We start from the raw sequence: 20210 nt of genomic DNA, 5'->3' as shown, positions 1-20210 counted from the left end.
TGATGGGGTCCAATATTGGTTGGCACGGGCCAACTCCAAATCAAGGTTGGCGGCTGCCGAGGCGGCTTTGGTCCACACCGCTGTTGGCGGAGGCTCCTCAAGAACAGCGCAACTAAATAGCGAGCCTGATCAAACTACATACGTGGAAAGGCATCCATAGTCGGTCCGTACCGAAATGTTGTTTTCTCCTGTCCATGCAATGTGTGCAGTACGGACTAGATGATCCACGGGGAAGCGTTGAATTTCCCTCATGTCCGCAAAGTCATAAAGGGCAATATGACCGCGGTGTATGACGGCCAATCGCCTGCTATTGCTGTCCAGTGCAAAGTCAGTCCGCGTCATGTCAATGAACTCCGGCCACCCGTGGCGGGATTCGCCTGTTGCCGTGTCCAGACACATCAGGCGCCATCGTCCGTACTGTTCCAAGGCCAATAGCCAGCCCCCATCCGCGCTCCACGCCATCTTGGTGATCATTTCAAAATCACCCTGATGTCGGCGCACGGTCTCCGCCTGTGCAACATTGATGAACTCGATTTCGCCCGGGCTGGAACAGCAGGAAAGCGTCGCTGCGTCCGGAGAGAGCGCGCACACCATCTGCCGGGAGTGGCCTCCTACCAACGTTGGCTTGCGAGCGAATTGAAGGATGCTCTCTCCGTCCGCGAGCCTCATTACCGTGATCTGCTCACCGGAATGCCACGATGCATGCCCGTTGGATGCGGCAAGGAAGGGGGACGACATGATCGTTGGTTCACTGATCCGCTGAGGTGGTGTGCCGTCCGCAGACCAGAGATGGATTCCAGAGTCGAATTGGATCAGGAACTGGTCGCTGGTGGTAGATGCTGCCGACCAGGCGAGGTCGGTCTTGCTTGGCCGCCATCTTTGGGTGACATCAGCGCTTTCGCTGACCAGTAGAAGCACATCGGTTGCTGCACCATGCGTGTCTTCATCCTGATGCTGATTGGTCGCCACCTTCCCATTGCAGCCGGCAATCATCAGGGCTCCCGTGTACCCTCCGCAAATATACCGGTGCATGCTGGGTTGCCCTGCATCAGCGAGAGGATTTACTAGTACGAAGCCCTTCTTCAGCCGTGACCATTCCTGCTTGATCGCCCATTTCAGTGCTTCGTCGGGACTCGAAAAGTTTTTCAACTGTGACTTCAGCTTTCCAGAGCTTCCGGATGTGATTTCGACGGTGCTTCCGTCACATCGTGTACCCCATACCTTTCCCGTTGATGGGTCCTGAACTAGTCGAACTCTTGTCATTGCAATGATCACTGCGGTCAGGAAGGCCTGATGCCGATGCTACAGCGGTGATCAAGTGCGGGTTGGAGAGTTGGTCAATTAAGGGTCCAATCCGTCACTTGAGGGCGGTTTCAACAATCTCTCTGCCGGGGCGTTGCGCGCCACGATTGTGGGAGCACCCGATCCCAAGGCAGGCGGATTGCCGACACGGACCTATGCCTAGCGCAGCGGGGTAGGGGCCCCTGGTGGATGCCAACCTTGGTTGGCATGGGCCCAATGCCAACCAAGGTTGGCGGCTACCGGACTGCCGGCCAGTGGCCGGCGCTACCCGCGCCAGGGGCAATTGCCGAATTCGCGTCAACACCTTGACGCGGCCTGCCTATAATGGCCGCCTCGATCAAGGAGTGACGACATGAGCGGTCCGGCACGGCGGAAGCGGTGGGGATGGGCGGCGGCTGTACTGGCAGGAGGCCTGTTGCTGGGTCTGGCCGGCTGCCGCAACGACAGCGGGCAGCTGCCCAAGAGCAGCGGTGAGGCCATCACCACCCAGGCCGAGCAGGTGAAGGAGTTCACCCTGCTGCGTGCCTACCCGGACCAGAAGAACGAGGGCCTGTCGCTGGCGCTGGAGTTCTCGCGCCCGCTGGTCGGCACCCAGGATTTCGACAAGCTGGTGCGCTTCGAGGAGAAGGTCGGCACCGACGACAGCAGTTGGACGCTGTCTGATGACGGCCTGACCCTGCGCTATCCGTTCGTCGAGGCCGGCAAGGAGTTCAGTCTGGTGGTCTCGCCCGACCTGCTGGCCGCCGACGGCAGCCGCCTGGGCAAGGAACTGAAGCAGAAGGTGTTCAGCGGCGAGCTGAAGCCGGTGGTCGGTTTCGCCTCGCAGGGCAGCGTGCTGCCGGCCAAGGACAGCCGCGGCCTGCCGGTGGTGTCGGTGAACGTGCCCGAGGTCGACGTCGAGTTCCTGCGCGTGCGTGAGAAGGACCTGCCGACCTTCTTCAGCCAGTACCAGCGCGGCGGCCGCCGCGGCAGCTGGGAGCTGAGCAGCGACTACGAGCGCAGCCCGATCAACAAGCTGGCGGAGCCGGTCTACGTCAACCGCTTCATTCTTGGTGGCAAGAAGAACGAGCGGGTGCTGACCTATCTGCCGACCCAGGACATCAAGGAACTGCAGGAGCCGGGCCTGTACTTCGCCCTGCTCAAGCGCACCGGCGACTACGAAGGCGAATTCGATACCGCGTTCTTCTCGGTCAGCGACATCGGCCTGCATACCCGTGCCTACAAGGACAAGCTGTTCGTGCACACTGCCGGCCTCAAGGACGGTGCACCGCTGAAGAGCATCGACCTGCGGGTGCTCGACGCGAAGGGCGAGGTGGTGCTGAAGGGCAGCACCGACGGCAACGGCAATGCGCTGCTGAACTACACCCTGGATGCGACTCACGTGCTGGTGGCCAGCACTGGCAAGGACACCAGCTTCCTGCCGTTCAACCAGCCGGCGCTGGACCTGAGCGAATTCGCTGTGGCCGGTCGTGACAACGCGTGGTTCGACGTCTATGCCTGGTCCGGCCGTGACCTGTACCGCCCGGGCGAGACCGTGCGCCTGTCCGCCCTGCTGCGCGACAACGACGGCAAGCCGGTCAAGGCCCAGCCGGTGTTCCTGCGCCTGAAGCAGCCTGACGGCAAGACCTTCCGCGAGACCCGCCTGCAGCCGGGTGACCAGGGCTACATCAATTTCGAGCAGGTCATTCCTGCCGAGGCGCCCACCGGGCGCTGGCAGGTCGAGTTCCGCACCGACCCGGCCAGCAAGGAAGCGATCCAGGGCATGACCCTGCGCATCGAGGAGTTCCTGCCCGAGCGCATGAAGCTGGACCTGGACAGCGCGCAGAAGACGCTGAAGCCGGGCGAGGACCTGCGCCTGCAGGCCAATGGTGCCTATCTGTATGGGGCACCTGCCGATGGCAACCGCTTCACCGCACGCATGGCGGTGGCCGCTGAACAGAAGCCGGTGGAAGGCCTGCCGGGCTATTTCTTCGGTGACCCGACCCTGCAGCTGCCGCGCGAGGCCAAGGACGTGATCGACACCACGCTGCCGGCCAATGGCCAGCTGCGTGAGGATGTGGCGTTGCCGGAAGAGGCGGCCAAGGCCAAGGCGCCGATCGCCGTGGTGCTGTCCGGCAGCCTGTATGAAACCGGTGGCCGTACGGTCACCCGTACCCTGAAGCGGGTGATGTGGCCGGCCAATGCGCTGGTCGGTGTGCGGCCGCTGTTCAACCCCGAGGACGGCGCCGATTCCAACGGCAATGCGCGCTTCGAGCTGATGCGCGTGGATGCCGCCGGTGCTCCGCAGCCGGCCAAGGGTTTGAAGATCACCCTGGTGCGCGAACTGCGCGACTACCACTGGACCTTCAACGACAACCGTTGGGACTACGACTACACCCGCCGCTTCGAGAACAAGGAAACCCGCACCGTCGATGCCGGCAGCAGTGCGGTCGCCTTCGATTTCCCGGTGGAGTGGGGCGAGTACCGGGTGGACGTGTTCGATCCGTCCACCGGCCTGACCAGCCGTTACCCGTTCCGCGCCGGCTGGAGCTGGGGCGATGACAACCGCGGCCTGGACGCGCGCCCGGACAAGGTCAAGCTGGGCCTGGACAAGACCGGCTACAAGGCCGGTGACACCCTGGAAGTGACGGTGACCCCGCCGCATGCCGGCAAGGGCATCCTGATGGTCGAGACCGACCGCATGCTGTACGTGCAGGACATCGAGGCCAAGCCGGGCTCGACCTTCAAGATCCCGGTCACCGCCGACTGGGAGCGCCACGACGTCTACATCACCGCGCTGGTGTTCCGTGGCGGCAGTGCGCCGAGCAAGATCACCCCGGCCCGTGCGGTGGGCGTGGTGCACGTGCCGATGGACCGCAAGGGCCGCACCGTAGCCGTCGGCCTGGCGGCGCCCAAGCAGATGCGACCGGAACAGGACCTGCCGGTGACGGTCAGCGCACCGCAGCTGGCCGGCAAGATGGCGCACGTCACCGTCTCGGCGGTGGACGTGGGCATCCTCAACATCACTCGTTTCCCGGTGCCCGACGCGGGTGCGCACTTCTTCGCCCAGCGTCGCCTCGGCATCGATGCCTACGACATCTACAGCCGGGTGATCGAGAGCTTCGACGGCAGCAGCGGCAAGCTGAAGTTTGGTGGCGACATGGCGCTGCAGGCGTTGCCGCAGGCCAAGCGTCCGACCGCGCGCGTGCAGACCGTGGACCTGTTCTCCGGCCCGGTGCAGCTCGATGCCAAGGGCATCGCCCGCATCCGCCTGAAGGTGCCGGACTTCAACGGCACCCTGCGCGTATCGGCACTGGTCTACAGCGATGACCAGTACGGCAAGCGCGATGTGGAAACCGTGGTGCGCGCGCCGATCCTGGCCGAAGCCAGCATGCCGCGCGTGCTGGCCCCGGGTGACCGCAGCACCGTGACCCTGGACGTGCAGAATTTCACCGGCAAGCCGGGCCAGTTCAACGTTAAGGTGGAAAGCGAAGGCCCGTTGACCCTGGGCGAGGGCAGCCGCAGCGTGCAGTTGAATGCCGATGCCAAGACCACCCTGAGCTTCCCATTGTCGGCACGCGAAGGCCACAGCGTGGCCAAGGTGCGGGTACGGGTGGACGGCAACGGCTTCAAGGCCGATCGCCGCTACGAGCTGCCGGTGCGTGCGGCGTGGCCGCAGGTGCTGCGTTCGCAGGTACGTACGCTTGATCCGCTGGCGGCGGTCAGCCTCGACAACAGCCTGACCGATGGCCTGATGTCCGAGTCGGTGAATGCCCGCCTGCTGGTCAGCCCGCTGCCGCCGATTCCGTTCGCCAGTGCGCTGCAGGGCGCGCTGAACTACCCGTATGGCTGTGCCGAGCAGACCACCAGCAAGGGCTATGCCGCGCTGATCCTCGACCAGGCGACATCGTCGATGCTCGGTGCCGACGGGCTGGATGCCAAGACCCGCCGCGAACGCATGGAAGGCGCGTTCGGTCGCCTGGCGTCGATGCAGGTGGCCAACGGCAACTTCTCGATGTGGGGTGACGACGGCTACGTGAACCCGTGGCTGACTCCGTACATCACCGAGTTCCTGCTCGATGCCAAGGACGCCGGCTTCGCCGTGCCCGATAACGTGCTGCAGAAGGCGCTCAACCGCCTCAGCGAGGATCTGCTGTCCGGCGGCAACCAGTTCTACGGCCAGGATGACCGCGAGAAGCTGAAGTTCGCCAACCAGGCGTATTCGGGCTACGTGCTGGCCCGGGTCAACCGTGCGCCGCTGGGTACCCTGCGCACGCTGTACGACAACGAGCGCAGCAAGGCGGTCGGTGGCCTGTCGCTGGTCCATCTGGGTGTGGCGCTGTCGCTGCAGGGCGATGCCAAGCGCGGCCAGGCCGCACTGGCTGCGGCCTTCGCAAAGTCCAGCAGCGAACGCCCGTCGTACTTCGGCGACTACGGCAGTGCCATCCGCGATGACGCGCTGATGATTGCGCTGACCCACGAAAACAAGCTGGCCAAGCCGGCCTGGGATGCGCGTGCGGTCGATCTGGGCCGTGGCCTGGATGCGCGCCGTAACGCCGGCTGGATGTGGCTGAGCACGCAGGAACAGGTGGCGATTGCCCGTCTTGGCAAAGCGCTTGCTGCCAATCAGAAGGCACTGGTGGCCGGTGAGTTGGTGATTGGTGGCAACACCGAAGCCATCGGCGAACGCAAGCTGTTCGGCCGCAACTTCAGCGCCAGTGAGCTGGCCAGTGGCGTGCGCTTCACCCCGCAGGGCCAGCCGCCGATGTTCGCCAGCATCGACGTGGCCGGCATCCCGCGCAGCGCGCCGGCACCGGACAACAGCGTGCTGGGCGTCGAGCGCAGCTACTACGGCACCGATGGCAAGCCGTGGGCGCCGCGCCCGCTGAAGGAAGGTGAAGCCCTGATCGTGCGTGTCACCGTCACCGCCGACACCACGATGCCGGATGCACTGCTGACCGACTTGCTGCCGGCGGGCCTGGAGATCGAGAACTTCAACCTGGGCGATGCCAAGCAGTGGGCCGACGTGGTGGTCGATGGCATCACCATCAGCGACCGTGGTGAAGCGGCCGATACCAAGCACGAGGAGTTCCGCGACGACCGCTACGTGGCCGCGCTGAAGCTCTCGCGTGGCAGCAAGGCCAACGTGTTCTATCTGGTGCGCGCGGTGACCCCGGGTACCTACTCGGTGCCGCCGCCGCTGGTGGAGGACATGTACCGGCCGCAGCTGCGCGGCGTCGGTCGCAGCACCCCGACCACGATCACGGTGGTACAGCCGTGACCGCGCGGACGGGCCGCGAGGGCGCGGCCCGTCCCGCTGGCAAGCTCCAATCCGGCACGCTGCAATGAAGAAGACGATGTCGACCCGGCTGGCGGCCCTGCGCCGCCGGCTGCGGCCGCTGTGGCCGTGGTTGCGCTGGGGCACGGCGGCTCTGCTGGCGCTGCTGCTGGTGCTGGATTTCGCTTTCCCGCCGCCGCTGCCGAAGCAACGCGATACCAGCACCCTGGTGGTGGCTGCCGATGGCACGCCGCTGCGTGCGTTCGCCGATGCCGAGGGCGTGTGGCGTTATCCGGCCTCGATCGACAGCGTCTCGCCGCTGTACCTGCAGGCATTGCTGACCTATGAAGACCGCTGGTTCTGGACCCATCCAGGTATCAACCCGCTGGCGATCCTGCGTGCCAGCGGCCAGTTGCTGCGCGGCGGCCGCATCGTGTCCGGTGGCTCGACCCTGACCATGCAGGTCGCACGCATCCTCGATCCACATACGCGCACGCCCTGGGGAAAGCTCAAGCAGATGCTGCGCGCGGTGCAGCTGGAAGTGCACCTGAGCAAACAGCAGATCCTGGCCCTGTACCTGGAACGCGCGCCTTACGGCGGTACCATCGAGGGCGTGGAGGCGGCCAGTTGGGCCTATCTGGGCAAGCCGGCGGCACAGCTGTCACATGCCGAAGCCGCGCTGCTGGCGGTGCTGCCGCAGGCGCCGAGCCGGTTGCGCCCGGACCGTCACCCCGAAGCCGCGCAGAAGGCCCGCAACAAGGTGCTGGCGCGCATGAACGAGTTGGGCGTGTGGACAGCGGAAGAAGTGGAAGACGCACGCATCGAGAACGTGGTCGCACGCTCGCTGCGGCCGCCGCTGCATGCGGCGCTGCTTGCACAGCGGCTGCATTCAGCGCAGCCGGGCAAAGCGCGCATCCAGAGCAGCATCGATATCGGCCTGCAGCGCACGCTGGAAGAACGCGTGGCCAGCTACTTCTCGATGCTGCCCGAGCGCACCTCGGCTGCCTTGCTGGTGGTCGACAACCAGACCCTGCAGGCGCGTGCCTATGTTGGCACGTTGTCCTTCGGTGACCGCCAGCGCCTGGGGCACGTGGACATGGTGCAGGCCTGGCGCTCGCCGGGGTCCACGCTCAAGCCGTTCCTGTATGCGATGGCGCTCGATGATGGCCTGATTCATTCGGAAAGCCTGCTGGTCGATGCGCCGCAGAGTTTCGGCAGCTATCGCCCCGGCAACTTCGACATGGCCTTCAATGGGCCCATCGGTGCCTCCAGCTCATTGCGACTGTCGCTCAACGTGCCCTCGGTGGATCTGCTGCAGCGGGTGGGCGCGGCGCGCTTTGCTGCGCGGCTTTCGCACTCCGGCATCCAGCTGCGCTTCCCGCCGGGCAGTACGCCCAATCTGTCGCTGATCCTGGGCGGTACCGGTGCGCGGTTGGAAGACCTGGTCGGCGCGTTCGCCGCGCTCAACCGCAACGGCATCGCCGGCCGTGTGCGCTACACCGACGACGAACCGATGATCGAGCGGCGCCTCGCCTCGCCGGGCGCAAGCTGGATCGTGCGCGAGATGCTGGAATCGAATCCGCGTCCGGGATACAGCGTCGGCACCTTCGATGTCGGTGGCCGCCCGCGTGTGGCGTGGAAGACTGGCACCAGCTACGGGTATCGCGATGCGTGGGCCATCGGTAGTACCCGTCACTACACCGTGGGCGTGTGGGTGGGCCGGCCGGACGGCACGCCATTGCCCGGCCAGTACGGCGCAGTCACTGCACTGCCGCTGATGTTTGAAGTGGTGGACAGCCTGCCGCGCCAGCGTGGCGATTCCGCAGCTGCACCGATGCCGTCCAGTGTCAGCCAGGAAGACATCTGCTGGCCGACCGGCGAACGTGCCGAGGGATTGCCCGCAGCACTCTGCCAGCGGCGGATGTCGGCCTATCTGCTGGACGGCGCGGCGCCGCCGACCTTCCCCGAGCGCGAGGCGCGCCGCTGGCAGCCGGGGCGGCAGCGCTATCTGGCCGATGCGCTGACCGGCCTGCGTGTATCGGCCGACTGCCGCGCGCCACATGAGGAAGTACCACGCGAAATCGCGCGCTGGCCGGCGCTGCTGTCGCCGTGGTTGCCCAAGGCCACGCGCGAGGCCTCGCAGTTGCCAGCACTGTCGCCGGACTGCCGCGATGACGGACGAGATGCCAGTGTGGCCCTGCATATCGATGGTCTCAACAACGGTGCCACCCTGGCCCGGGCGCCCAATGCCCAGCACGGCGTGCGGCTGCAGCTGCGCGCGCTGGGCAGCGAGCAGGCGGTGGACTGGTTGCTGGATGGTCGCTGGATTGCACGGACCCATGGCGCACAGTTGATGCAGCGCGAGTTCGCTGACCCCGGCGCTCACACCCTGACTGCGCTGGCGGCTGACGGCGCATGGACGCAGGTGCGGTTCAACGTCCTGCGGTAGCTGCTGGGAATGGCCCGGCGACCCGACGCATCCATGCTCTGGTAGGTGCCAACCTTGGTTGGCACGCGATAAATGCGCCCACCAAGGTGGGCATCTACCCGGGCGTATGCGGGGCCGCTATTCCCCGATCCACCCATCCAGCAGGTCGGCGAACTCGTCGGCGTGTTCCTCTTCCTGCGCGAGGATCTCTTCAAGGATGCGCTTGGTGGTGGTATCGCGGTCGCCGATGAAGTTGATCATCTCGCGGTAGCTGTCGATGGCGATGCGTTCGGCCACCAGGTTCTCGCGCACCATGTCGCGCAGGTCACTGCCTTCCTTGTACTCGGCATGCGAGCGCGCGGTCAGCGTATCGGGGTTGAGGTCCGGCTCGCCGCCAAGTTGGACAATGCGCTCGGCCAGCTTGCTGGCATGCGCCTGCTCCTGTTGTGCGTGTTCGAGGAACTCGGCCTTGACCGCATCGGCCAGCATGCCCTTGGCCATGAAGTGGTGCCGGTAGTAGCGCAGCACGCACACGTACTCGGTGGCCAGTGCGTCATTGAGCAGCTTGATCACCACCTTGCGGTCGGCGCTGTAGCTGTCGGTGATCGCCCCGTCTTCGATGTTGCGCCGGGCGCGTTCGCGCAGGGTCTTGCGGTCGCTGATGCCGGGAACCTTGACGGCGGGCTTGCTGGCTTTGGCTGGCTTGGTGGACATGGCTGGCCGTTTCCTCTTGCGGTGGATGTCAGGTGGGAAGGTGCTCCAGCACGTACTCGGCCGAAGACACCTCGAACTGGCCGGGCTGCTCGACCCAGGCGGCTCGAACCACGCCATCGACCACATACAGGGCGAAGCGACGCGAGCGGATGCCCATGCCCGAGGCGCTGGCGTCGAGTTCCAGACCGAGCGCACGGGTCAGTTCGGCATTGCCGTCGGACAGCATCAGCAGGCCATCGGGCACGCCCTGGTCGGCCGCCCAGGCCTTCATCACGAACGGATCGTTGACGGCCAGGCAATAGACCTCGATGCCGCGCTTGCGGAACGCGTCAAACGACTCGACGTAGCCGGGCAGGTGGCGCGCCGAGCAGGTGGGCGTGAACGCGCCGGGCACGGCAAACAACACCACGTTGCGTCCGTCGAACAGCGAATGCGTATCGAGCGTTTCGATGCCCTCGCGGATGCGTTTGAGGGTCACTTCCGGAATGCGGTCGCCGACATGGATGGTCATGGGGAAACTCCTTGCTGGGGCAGGCTAGTGGGCCGGATGGGACAGGGACGTCAAGACATTGGAAAACCCGTGTGCAGGCCCCATCTTCAGGCTTCGCGGCGGGAGCTTCCAGCCACAGCGTGGCGGATGGGGATGGCAGCCGCATTGCGCAGGATCAGTCGGCCTCACCGGGGCCGCACGGGGGGCGGCGTAGCATCGCCGGCGCGTAGAATGAACTCGGGGCGGCGCCACCGGCGCGGCCGAAGCAGATCGAGGTAGCTGGATGGAATTCAAGGATTACTACGCCACCCTGGGGGTGGAACCGAGCGCGGGCGAGGCGGAAATCAAGACTGCCTACCGCCGGCTGGCACGCAAGTACCACCCGGACGTCAGCAAGGAGGCCGGGGCCGAGGACAAGTTCAAGGCGGTCAACGAGGCCTACGAGGCGCTGCGTGACCCGGAGAAGCGCGCGGCCTACGACCAGCTGCGCGCGCAGGGCTACCGCCCGGGCGAGGAATTCAACGTACCGCCGAATTACGGCGGTGCCGGTGGCTTCAACTTCGAGGAAGTGTTCGGCGGCGGTGGCCCCAACGGTGGCTTCAGCGATTTCTTCGAGAGCCTGTTCGCGCGCCAGCGGGGCGGTGGCGGCGCGGGTCCGGGGCCGGGCTTCAGCAGCCAGGGCCATGCACCCAACCGCGATACCCGCGCCAAGCTGTCGGTGCCGCTGGAAGCCGCCTACAGCGGTGACAGCTTGCGCATCACGGTCAACGGCAAGCAGCTGGATGTACGCGTGCCCAAGGGTATCCGCCCGGGCCAGGTGATCCGTCTGGCGGGGCAGGGCAACCACGGCGGCAATCTGCTGCTGGAAGTGGAGTTCGCCGCGCACCCGCAGTTCGAGGTCGACGGCCGCAACATCCTCTACACGCTGCCGGTCACCCCGTGGCAGGCCGCGCTGGGGACCAGCATCAGCGTGCCGACCCTGGGCGGTGCGGTGGAGCTGAAGATTCCGGCCGATTCCGATGCCGGCCGCAAGCTGCGCCTGCGCGGCCGTGGCCTGCCGGGCAACCCGGACGGCGACCAGATCGTCGAAATCGAGATCGTGGCCCCGGCCGCGACCGACGAAGCGCAGAAGAAGGCTTACCGCAACCTGGCCAAGGCGTTCGGCGAGACAATCTGAGATGGATTCTGGTGGGTGCGGACCTTGGTCCGCACGCCTTTCGGCCGTTCAAGGCGTGCCGACCAAGGTCGGCACCTACCGGAGCTGTGTGTCAGCCCTGTCCGGCGAACACCCGCTCCAGCACCTCTGACAGTTCGTCTTCCGAGAACGGCTTGGTGATGTAGGCCTTGGCGCCCTGGCGCATGCCCCACATGCGATCGGTGTCCTGGTCCTTGGTGGTCACCAGGATTACCGGGATATGCCGGGTCGCCTCATCACGGGCGAGCGTGCGGGTGGCCTGGAAGCCGTTGAGGTTGGGCATCACCACGTCCATCAGGACCAGGTCGGGCAGCTCGGCCTTGGCGGTTTCGACCCCGGCGGCGCCATCGGTGGCGGTCAGGATCTGGTGCCCGAGCTTCTCGACGATGCGCTGTATCCCCAACAGCTGCGACGGTGAGTCGTCGACGATCAGAATGCGTGCCATGTTGTTCCCCATGTAATGCCCGCAGTGTAGTGCGGGCCCATTACCGGCGGGAGGGCCGCATCTGCCGTCCGTCGCCTGCCTGCAACGTTCAGTCGATCCGCACCACGGTGCGGCCCAGCGAGCCGCCGGCCAGCATCCGCTCGAACACCACCGGCAGGCCGTCCAGACCGACTTCGGCGGTGCAGATGCGGTCCAGGTGCTGCGGCTTCCATTCGCCGCCCAGGCGCGACCACACTTCTTCGCGCAGCCCGCGCGGTGCATTGGCCGAAGAGACGCCGAGCAGCGACACGCCCCGAAGAATGAACGGCATCACCGTCATGTCCAGCGTCGGGCTGGCCGCGAGGCCGGCACTGACCACACTGCCGTACGGTACGGTCTGCGCCAGCAGGCTGGCCAGCATGTCGCCTCCGGCATTGTCGAGGCCTCCGCCGAAGCGGGCCGACTGCAGCGGGCCGGTCTCGGCCAGCGCCGAGCGTGGCAGCACCTCCGCGGCGCCGATGCCGCGCAGGAAGTCGGATTGCTCCGGCTTGCCGCTGATTGCATGCACCGAGTAACCGGCGCGGCTGAAGATCGACAGCGCCAGCGCGCCGACGCCGCCACTGGCACCGGTGACCGCCAGCGGGCCGAGTTCGGGTGTCTGCCGGTTGTCCTGAAGGCGCAGCAGGGCCAGCGCGGCGGTGAAACCGGCGGTGCCCAGCACCATCGCCTCGCGCGGGCTCAGCCCTGCCGGCTGTGCGATGACGGCTCGCGACTCCAGACGCACATACTGGCTGTAGCCGCCATCGCGGGTTTCGCTCAGCCCGCAGCCGGTGGCCAGCACCGCATCGCCTTCGCGCCACATCGGGTCCGTGGAGGCGACCACGGTGCCGGCCACGTCAATGCCGCCCACCAACGGAAACCGGCGCAGGATCTTCCCCTTGCCGGTGCCGGCCAGAGCATCCTTGAAGTTGACCGAGGACCAGTGGGCGCGGATCAAGACCTGGCCGGGGCTGAGGTCGTCGACGCTGAGCTCGGCCAGGCCGGTGCGGTAGCCGGCATCGTCATTTTCGATGCGGAAGGCGGTGAACGGGGTGGTGGGGGCCATCGGCGTTGCCTGACTTCGAGGAAAACGCCACCTTACCCCCTCGCCCCCCTTTCGATCCTGCGGAACCGCCCCATCTTGTATGATCGGTGATGGTTTCACGGCTGGCGTTGCGGGAAGGGCCCGCGCCGCAGCCCAAATCTTGATGGAGCGTGCATGGCCTGGAATACACCCGGCGGCAACAAGGGCGGACAAGGCCCCGAGGACAAGCGACGCGGGCCTTTCGGGTCGCGGGGCGGTGGCAATGGTGGTGGCTGGGGCGGACTGCCCGGGCCGCTGAAGGACCTGTTCGACGGTGGCATCCTGCGCTGGGTGGCAGCAGCGGTGGTATTGCTGGTGCTGTTCTCCAGCTTCCAGCTGATCGGCGAACAGCAGCGTGGCGTGGTGCTGCGCTTCGGCCAGTTCTCGCGGATCCTGCAGCCCGGCCCGAACTTCAAGCTGCCGTGGCCGATCGAATCGGTCACCAAGGTCAACGCCACCGAGATCAAGACCTTCTCGATCCAGGTGCCTGTGCTGACCCGCGACGAGAACATCGTCAACGTCTCGTTGAACGTCCAGTACCGCATCGATGACCCGCAGCAGTATCTGTTCGGTACAGTCGATGCCAACCAGGTGCTGGAGCAGTCGGCACAGAGCGCGGTACGTGAGGAAGTCGGCCGTGCCGACCTCAACACCGTGCTGAACAACCGTGGCCCGCTGGCCGTGGCCGCCGAAGAGCGCCTGCAGGCGCTGCTGAAGGCGTTCAAGACCGGCCTGACCGTGACCGGCCTGACCCTGCAGGATGCCCGTCCGCCGGAGGAAGTGAAGCCGGCCTTCGACGAGGTCAACGGTGCCCAGCAGGTCAAGGAACGCCTGATCAACGAAGCCCAGGCCTACGCCGCCAAGGTCGTGCCGGAAGCCCGGGGCCAGTCCTCGCGCGCCCGTACCACCGCCGAAGGCTACAAGCAGGCCGTGGTGTCCAAGGCCGAGGGTGACGCACAGCGCTTCAGCCTGTTGCAGGCCCAGTACAAGGACGCCCCGGAGGTGACCCGCAAGCGCCTGTGGCTGGAGACCGTGCAGCAGGTGCTGAGCGAGAACCGCAAGGTGATCGGTGGCGATGGCCGCCAGCTGATCTACGTGCCGATGACCGGCGATACCCGTCCCAGCACCTCGGCTCCGGCCGCAGTGGCGAACCCGGACGTGGTGATGCCGTCGCTGCCGGGTGCAGCGGTGGAAGCTTCCCGAGATCCGGGCCGGCCGGTGGGCCGCCCGACCGGGCGACCGAGCGGCCGTGAGGAGGGCAGCCGATGAAAAGTCCTATCTGGATCGCCGTGATCGTGGCGGTGGTGCTGGGCCTGCTCGGCTCGGTGTACGTGGTCCGTGAGGACCAGACCGCCATGGTCCTGAACCTGGGCAAGGTGGTGCGTTCGGACATCAAGCCGGGTCTGCACTTCAAGGTGCCGGTGGTGGAAACGGTGAAGGTCTTCGACCGCCGCTTCCAGGTGCTCGACACCGCGCCGGCGCGCTACTTCACTGCTGAACAGAAAGACGTCAGCGTCGACTTCTTCGCCATCGGCTACATCTCCAACGTGGGTGACTACTTCCGTGCCACCGGCGGCGATCCGCGCATCGCCAATGCCCGCCTGGCACCGATCATCACCGACTCGCTGCGCAACCAGATCAACTCGCGCACCCTGCAGCAGCTGGTCTCCGGCGACCGCAGCGAGCTGATCGCCGAGCAGCTGAAGGGGATCAACGAGGCCGTGGCTGGCCTGGGCATGCAGATGATCGACCTGCGCATCAAGCAGGTGGATCTGCCGACCGACAGCCAGGTGATCAACGACGTGTACGAGCGCATGCGCGCGCAGCGCAAGCAGGAAGCCGCCAAGCTGCGTGCAGAGGGCGAGGAGCAGTCGCTGACCATCCGCGCCCAGGCCGACCGTGACAGCACCGTGCTGATCGCCGAGGCCGAGCGTGATGCTCAGCGCCTGCGCGGTGAAGGTGATGCCGACGCCGCCCGCATCTACGGCAAGGCCGGCTCCGCCGATCCGTCGTTCTATGCGTTCTACCGCAGCCTGGAGGCCTACCGCGGCTCCATGACCGACGGCAACAGCGTGATCGTGCTCGACAAGAACGACCCGTTCCTGCAGTACCTCAAGAGCGACCGCTGAGGTCGCCCAGCAAGACCCTGCGGGGCCCGGCCACATGCCGGGCCCCGTGCTTTTTCCGGAGTTCCCCCATGAAAGATCTGTTCGCCGCCGTTTGCCTGGTCGCGGTGCTGGAAGGCCTGTTCCTGTTCGTCGCGCCGTTCGCCTGGAAGCGCATGGCAGAACGTCTGCTGGATCTGCCCAGCCCGGCCCTGCGCAGCTTCGGCGGGCTGGTGCTGCTGGCCGGCCTGAGCCTGCTGTGGTGGGTGCGACATTGAAGGTCCGGCCGGCCGCCTGCGTTCACATGCATGGCCCGGCTCTGGTAGATGCCAACCTTGGTTGGCGTTGCCGGCCAGCGGCCGGCACTACCGGGCGGGGCGGCGGACCGGCCGGCACATGTGTGGCCCGGCTCTGGTAGATGCCAACCTTGGTTGGCATTGCCGGCCAGCGGCCGGCACTACCGGGCGGGGCGGCGGACCGGCCGGCACATGTGTGGCCCGGCTCTGGTAGATGCCAACCTTGGTTGGCATTGCCGGCCAGCGGCCCGCACCACCGGGTGGGGCGGCTGACCGGCCGGTGAAGCCGTCCGTCGGAAAGGTGGCAGCGGACCCCTGAAACCCGGATAATGCACAAAAGCCGGACGGGCCTCCCCGTTCGGCTTTTTCTGTGTCTGGGCCTTCCATCGCCGGCCGCTCCCCGTTTGGAGCCGCCATCCAGGTGCTGGCCAGCCCCGCCACGGTTTACCCGTCCGCGGCCCCGATGGCCGCAACATATGAGGAGCCCGTCATGGGTCAGTCTGTCGTAGTGCTTGGTGCCCAGTGGGGCGATGAAGGCAAGGGCAAGATCGTCGATCTGCTCACTGAGGAAATCGGCGCCGTCGTGCGCTTCCAGGGCGGCCACAATGCCGGCCACACCTTGGTCATCAACGGTAAGAAGACCGTCCTGCACCTGATCCCGTCGGGCATCCTGCGTGACGATGCGCTGTGCCTGATCGGCAACGGCGTGGTGATCTCGCCGGCCGCGCTGCAGAAGGAAATCGCCGAGCTGGAAACCTCCGGCGTGGAAGTGCGTTCGCGCCTGAAGATATCCCCGGCCGCACCGCTGATCATGCCGTACCACATCGCCCTGGACCAAGCGCGCGAACGCGCTGCCGGCGGCAAGGCGATCGGCACCACCGGCCGTGGTATCGGCCCCGCTTACGAAGACAAGGTGGCGCGCCGCGGTATCCGCATCGCCGACCTGCACTACCCGAAGCAGCTGGAAGAGCTCCTGCGCACTGCGCTGGACTACCACAACTTCGTGCTGACCAACTACCTGAAGACCGACGCCGTCGATTTCCAGAAGACCTTCGATGAAGCACTGGCCTTCGGCGAGTACGTGCAGCCGATGAAGTCCGACGTGGCCGGCATCCTGCACGACCTGCGCAAGCAGGGTAAGCGCGTGCTGTTCGAAGGCGCGCAGGGCGCTCTGCTCGACATCGACCACGGCACCTACCCGTATGTCACCAGCTCCAACACCACGGTCGGTGGTGCATTGGCTGGCGCCGGCGTCGGCGCCGATGCGATCGACTACGTGCTGGGTATCGCCAAGGCCTACGCGACCCGCGTCGGCGGCGGCCCGTTCCCGACCGAACTGGACGACGAAATCGGCCAGGGTATCCGTGACCGCGGTGCCGAATACGGCGCCTCGACCGGCCGTCCGCGTCGCTGCGGCTGGATGGACATCGTCGCGCTGAAGCGCGCCGTGGCCATCAACGGCATCAGCGGCCTGTGCATCACCAAGCTGGACGTGCTGGATGGCATGGAGAAGCTGAAGGTCTGCATCGCCTACGAATACAACGGCAAGCGCACCGAGTACGCGCCGCTGGACGCGCAGGGCTGGGAAGACTGCACCCCGGTGTACCTGGAGTTCCCGGGCTGGAGCGAGAATACCCACGGCATCACCAACTGGGATGACCTGCCGCCGGCCGCACGCGCCTACCTGCGTTCTCTTGAAGAGCTGGCCGGTTGCCCGATCAGCATCGTCTCCACCGGCCCGGACCGCGACCACACCATGGTCCTGCAGGATCCGTTCGCCTGAGCGATGCGGCGTTGCCAGGCTCTGCCTGGCAACGCTGCCGCACGGGTAGCGCCGGGCCATGCCCGGCGTCGCTGAAAGAAGAAGCCCCGCAAACGCGGGGCTTTTTCGTTACTGTGTCGCCAAGGCCAGCGGGGAAGCGACGCGATGACCAGGATGTCAGCGTGAAGGGCGAGACAGTAGTGCGGATCACCCTGTGGGTGTTGTGGAGCCTGTGGGGCATCGCCTGCGTGGTGCTGGCGCTGGGCGCCATCGCCAACCATCTGGCGTCGCGTACCCAGACCCTGCCGCTGCTGCTGAGCCCGGGCGCGACGGCCGAGGTGACGGTTTACCGCTTCATCGATGACCAACTGCGGCTGCGCCTGCGTTATGCGGATGACGCTACTGCCACGGCGATCGATCCTGAGGTGCGCCTGCGCGCGCAAACTCCGACAGATCAGACTGACTTCCGCGCCGACACGCGTTCGGGCGTGCCGGGCTCCGGCATCACCCGCGCGCTGGAATCGGTTGAGCCTGCTGGATTTGCAGCCTCGTACTTCGGGTATGGCCGGGGCGATGCGCTACCGCGCGGGCGTTCGTGGCTGCGGGTAACCGTGCTGGAGGTCGAGCCTGCGCTGGCAGGGCGCGTCGCTTCGGTGGAACTGCTGCCGCCACTGGATGTGCTCAAGCTGACCGACCTGGACTACGTCTGGCTGTGGCCGTTCTTCTTCTGGAAGGTCGCGGCGCTGTTCCTGCTGATTCCCGGGGTTGCCTTGGCTGTCTTCACGCTGGCCTTGCGGCGCAGGCACAGGAACTTGTTTCAGTAGTGCCTTGCAGCGGCACATGAACCGCAACACCGTGCTGCGGCTTCTACACTTGATCGCATTGGAAGGGGCCTGCCTTGCCCCGCTGTCCTTTTGCTGAATTCACTACGAAGTCACAGCCGACCTATCAGATCTTCCATGAAATCATTGGCGGACATTTCGACTTTATTCAAATGGAATCGATTGAGTAATATTTCTTCCATGGGATCTGCGATTGGAGAAACCATTCTTCCTTCAAGGCTCTCTGGTCTCTGGGAGAGGATTTCAGGGATGAGTCCATCGCGAAGTCTGTGACCTATCACCGTTACTGGGTTCTTCTGTGTGAGCTGCTTTGCCATCATGACAAGCTCTGAATTCACATCCATGGCTGTTTCTTGTTGAGTCAGGCGCAGCGATTTTGATGTGTCCAAGCTTCCTATAAGTTTGTAGATTGGCAGGTGATTTCCAACTTCGGGGAGCGGCTCGCCAGGAAGCATGACGATGTATGGAATGCCCTGCTGCTCGCAAGCCTGCTCGAACAGGCTATCGAAGTTGGTGGTAATGATCGCGCTGAAATACGTCACCGAGTGCTTGTGAGCGGATGTAGGCTGAGGGTTTCCTAGCCCTTCCATTGCTTCCACCAACCGACTAATTAGCTGTTCTTTGCCAAATTTATGGGTGTAGAACTCGGCAACATCACTGAAGTTGAACCGCTCCGATTGGCTTGGTTGATCCCAGATTTCGTGAGAAAGTAGGCCGATCAGAAGCGATGCAGTGGGCATTCCTGCGGCAATGGACATCCCTGCTCCAGCAATTAGGACATCCTTGTTGGTGGAACGGTTTGAGGTGGAGAGCGCCGGGCGCGGGATTGACCTCGGCTGACGACGGGGGTACGGCGGGTTCTTGAGGAACGTATTTCGGAGAAGATCGATGATGGCGGCGCCAGCAAGCTCTGATAGCTCGTCCGCGAAGTCGAATTCCTGTCGAAATGCACCATCGGACCATTCGGAAACTTCGCGACGGAAGTCGTCCCGGAAAGTGTCTGCAGGGAGGCCGTACCTCAGTCGCTTCTGGAACGGAAGAATGATCTTTCCAAGTTCTTTCGCATGATCGTACTCAAGGTGCGTAACTGATTTTCCCAGGTTGGCGCCATGGCCGCTATTCGGCACCCAGCCATATCTGTCGCCCAAGATGAGAATCACAATCTGGCAGCTATCTATTTCGCCTTTGATCCTATCCCAGCTGTTGAGGCCAGAGGGGGGCATGGCTTCAGCATTTACAGGTTCAATGCCAAGCTCTTTGAGCCTCTTGGCAACGAGCCGTCTTTCGTTCACAAGATCATCCATGGTGCTGCTGATGAAAGCTCTGAGTGTCATTGGGGGCGCTGGATTTGGGATCCTCGGACTCTAATATAAAACCCCCGAGAAGAGGGAGTGATTTCTGCAGGTTCCCAGCGTGAAGTTGCACTGACTGGCAGTTCGAGTGTCATGTATCTGCAGCATGGTGTTCCAGTTGCGAAAATTCTCCTTTCGAGTGGGAATGGGGGGATCGCTAAACGCCAATGTAGGGGGAGGCGAGCGATTGGCTTCTAGTCCTGATAAAGGTAGTGGGTGCTTGGGGGAGCTTGGAGGTTCTGGGAAATCCGTATCGTTGCTGCGAAGCGCTTGGATGGAAGAGCGCGTGGAAGTGAGTTCTGCTAAAGCTATGGCTGCGCAGCGCCGCTACCTCCTCATTGGCCAACCGGAGGAGATAGGAGATGTTGACGTGCGGACGATGATGGTGAAGTTCGTGGAGTGGATGGAGCGCCAAGACCCCAGTGGTCGCTCTCGATTCATTCTGAGCATGGGGCTGGTCATTACGGCGGCACTGCTGCCACTGTTGAGGGCGTGGATCCCCTTGAATGTAGTCCTTTGGATTGGGATGCCGCTCATTGCGGTCAGCTATGCCAGCTTTGGTTTCATCAGTCACAGATACGTTCGGTATACCCGGGAGCAGCTTGTCGCCGCTCCTCTAGTTTTTGTGTCGGCTGCCATTCTTTTGATTCTTGTATTCTCCGGTTACTACATCTCTTTTCCGATCTCGATTTCGACTCGGAATGATGTGCCTATCTCTGGAGATCTGACTTCTGCGATTTACTTTTCTACAGCAACGTTCACGACGCTTGGCTATGGCGACATCGTGCCGGCGAACGATCAGGGGAGATGGGTGGTAATGCTTGAGTCATTGCTGGGAATGACTCACATGGTTCTTTTTATCCTGACCTTTCTCCGAAATGTCGACTTTAGCCAAAGTGAAGATGGTTGTGAGAAGTAGC

The 20210-nt window shown here is 64.6% G+C and carries 15 protein-coding genes; 9 read left to right on the top strand and 6 right to left on the bottom strand.

Annotated elements, in window-relative coordinates:
* Positions 1–129: 129 nt before the first annotated feature.
* Entirely contained in the window at positions 130–1149 is a 1020-nt protein-coding gene (locus tag ABR323_RS13660; RefSeq protein ID WP_439449696.1) for a hypothetical protein, read from the bottom strand.
* Between the two features lie 505 nt (positions 1150–1654).
* Here ABR323_RS13660 and ABR323_RS13655 point away from each other — a divergent pair.
* Both ABR323_RS13655 and pbpC read left to right on the top strand, forming a co-directional pair.
* The gene (locus tag ABR323_RS13655) at positions 1655–6562 is read left to right on the top strand and encodes an alpha-2-macroglobulin family protein (protein WP_439449695.1); all 4908 of its coding nucleotides are present in this window, start codon (positions 1655–1657) and stop codon (positions 6560–6562) included.
* Between the two features lie 64 nt (positions 6563–6626).
* On the top strand, positions 6627–9008 hold the full coding sequence (pbpC, locus tag ABR323_RS13650) for a penicillin-binding protein 1C (RefSeq protein ID WP_439449694.1): 2382 nt from the start codon (positions 6627–6629) through the stop codon (positions 9006–9008).
* A gap of 117 nt (positions 9009–9125) precedes the next feature.
* Here the strand turns inward: pbpC and ABR323_RS13645 are convergent, their stop codons facing one another.
* Positions 9126–9701 (bottom strand): ferritin-like domain-containing protein, encoded by a 576-nt coding sequence (locus ABR323_RS13645; protein WP_439449693.1) that lies wholly within the window; start codon positions 9699–9701, stop codon positions 9126–9128.
* Between the two features lie 28 nt (positions 9702–9729).
* Positions 9730–10212 (bottom strand): peroxiredoxin, encoded by a 483-nt coding sequence (locus ABR323_RS13640; protein WP_135274760.1) that lies wholly within the window; start codon positions 10210–10212, stop codon positions 9730–9732.
* 262 nt (positions 10213–10474) lie between these two features.
* Here ABR323_RS13640 and ABR323_RS13635 point away from each other — a divergent pair, with 262 nt between their 5' ends.
* On the top strand, positions 10475–11368 hold the full coding sequence (locus ABR323_RS13635) for a DnaJ C-terminal domain-containing protein (protein WP_439449692.1): 894 nt from the start codon (positions 10475–10477) through the stop codon (positions 11366–11368).
* Between the two features lie 91 nt (positions 11369–11459).
* Here the strand turns inward: ABR323_RS13635 and pilH are convergent, their stop codons facing one another.
* On the bottom strand, positions 11460–11831 hold the full coding sequence (gene pilH / locus ABR323_RS13630) for a twitching motility response regulator PilH (RefSeq protein WP_005410644.1): 372 nt from the start codon (positions 11829–11831) through the stop codon (positions 11460–11462).
* An 88-nt stretch (positions 11832–11919) separates the two neighbouring features.
* A complete protein-coding gene (locus ABR323_RS13625; protein WP_439449691.1) occupies positions 11920–12915 on the bottom strand; it encodes a YhdH/YhfP family quinone oxidoreductase in 996 nt (331 codons plus the stop codon).
* A gap of 153 nt (positions 12916–13068) precedes the next feature.
* Here ABR323_RS13625 and hflK point away from each other — a divergent pair, with 153 nt between their 5' ends.
* The 5 genes from hflK to ABR323_RS13600 all read left to right on the top strand — a co-directional run bounded on the left by hflK (position 13069) and on the right by ABR323_RS13600 (position 17920).
* Positions 13069–14202 carry an FtsH protease activity modulator HflK gene (gene hflK, locus ABR323_RS13620; RefSeq protein ID WP_439449690.1) on the top strand — a complete coding sequence of 378 codons (1134 nt, stop codon included), beginning with the start codon at positions 13069–13071 and terminating at the stop codon, positions 14200–14202.
* Positions 14199–15062, top strand: a complete 864-nt coding sequence (hflC, locus tag ABR323_RS13615; RefSeq protein ID WP_135274756.1) for a protease modulator HflC — start codon at positions 14199–14201, stop codon at positions 15060–15062. The genes hflK and hflC overlap by 4 nt, the downstream gene beginning before the upstream one ends.
* Positions 15063–15130: 68 nt before the next feature.
* The gene (locus ABR323_RS13610; protein WP_005414170.1) at positions 15131–15316 is read left to right on the top strand and encodes a DUF2065 domain-containing protein; all 186 of its coding nucleotides are present in this window, start codon (positions 15131–15133) and stop codon (positions 15314–15316) included.
* A 508-nt stretch (positions 15317–15824) separates the two neighbouring features.
* Complete coding sequence (locus ABR323_RS13605; protein ID WP_439449689.1) at positions 15825–17117, top strand: adenylosuccinate synthase; 1293 nt, start codon at positions 15825–15827, stop codon at positions 17115–17117.
* 161 nt (positions 17118–17278) lie between these two features.
* On the top strand, positions 17279–17920 hold the full coding sequence (locus ABR323_RS13600) for a hypothetical protein (RefSeq protein WP_439449688.1): 642 nt from the start codon (positions 17279–17281) through the stop codon (positions 17918–17920).
* Between the two features lie 110 nt (positions 17921–18030).
* Here ABR323_RS13600 and ABR323_RS13595 read toward each other — a convergent pair whose 3' ends face one another.
* Entirely contained in the window at positions 18031–19272 is a 1242-nt protein-coding gene (locus ABR323_RS13595) for a DUF4062 domain-containing protein (RefSeq protein ID WP_439449687.1), read from the bottom strand.
* 292 nt (positions 19273–19564) lie between these two features.
* On the opposite strand from ABR323_RS13595, the gene ABR323_RS13590 reads away from it, so the two are divergent.
* On the top strand, positions 19565–20209 hold the full coding sequence (locus ABR323_RS13590; protein ID WP_439449686.1) for a potassium channel family protein: 645 nt from the start codon (positions 19565–19567) through the stop codon (positions 20207–20209).
* Position 20210 lies beyond the last annotated feature (1 nt).

This window comes from Stenotrophomonas sp. ATs4, assembly GCF_051861585.1.
GTDB lineage: Bacteria > Pseudomonadota > Gammaproteobacteria > Xanthomonadales > Xanthomonadaceae > Stenotrophomonas > Stenotrophomonas maltophilia_AS.
This window is presented reverse-complemented; position numbering and strand designations above follow the sequence as displayed.

Excerpts from the sequence above, each read along its gene's own strand:
- ABR323_RS13655 (WP_439449695.1), top strand. The coding sequence starts at position 1,655 with ATGAGCGGTCCGGCACGGCGGAAGCGGTGGGGATGGGCGGCGGCTGTA.
- pbpC (WP_439449694.1), top strand. The coding sequence starts at position 6,627 with ATGAAGAAGACGATGTCGACCCGGCTGGCGGCCCTGCGCCGCCGGCTG.
- ABR323_RS13645 (WP_439449693.1), bottom strand. The coding sequence starts at position 9,701 with ATGTCCACCAAGCCAGCCAAAGCCAGCAAGCCCGCCGTCAAGGTTCCC.
- ABR323_RS13640 (WP_135274760.1), bottom strand. The coding sequence starts at position 10,212 with ATGACCATCCATGTCGGCGACCGCATTCCGGAAGTGACCCTCAAACGC.
- ABR323_RS13635 (WP_439449692.1), top strand. The coding sequence starts at position 10,475 with ATGGAATTCAAGGATTACTACGCCACCCTGGGGGTGGAACCGAGCGCG.
- pilH (WP_005410644.1), bottom strand. The coding sequence starts at position 11,831 with ATGGCACGCATTCTGATCGTCGACGACTCACCGTCGCAGCTGTTGGGG.
- ABR323_RS13625 (WP_439449691.1), bottom strand. The coding sequence starts at position 12,915 with ATGGCCCCCACCACCCCGTTCACCGCCTTCCGCATCGAAAATGACGAT.
- hflK (WP_439449690.1), top strand. The coding sequence starts at position 13,069 with ATGGCCTGGAATACACCCGGCGGCAACAAGGGCGGACAAGGCCCCGAG.
- hflC (WP_135274756.1), top strand. The coding sequence starts at position 14,199 with ATGAAAAGTCCTATCTGGATCGCCGTGATCGTGGCGGTGGTGCTGGGC.
- ABR323_RS13610 (WP_005414170.1), top strand. The coding sequence starts at position 15,131 with ATGAAAGATCTGTTCGCCGCCGTTTGCCTGGTCGCGGTGCTGGAAGGC.
- ABR323_RS13605 (WP_439449689.1), top strand. The coding sequence starts at position 15,825 with ATGGGTCAGTCTGTCGTAGTGCTTGGTGCCCAGTGGGGCGATGAAGGC.
- ABR323_RS13595 (WP_439449687.1), bottom strand. The coding sequence starts at position 19,272 with ATGACACTCAGAGCTTTCATCAGCAGCACCATGGATGATCTTGTGAAC.
- ABR323_RS13590 (WP_439449686.1), top strand. The coding sequence starts at position 19,565 with ATGGAAGAGCGCGTGGAAGTGAGTTCTGCTAAAGCTATGGCTGCGCAG.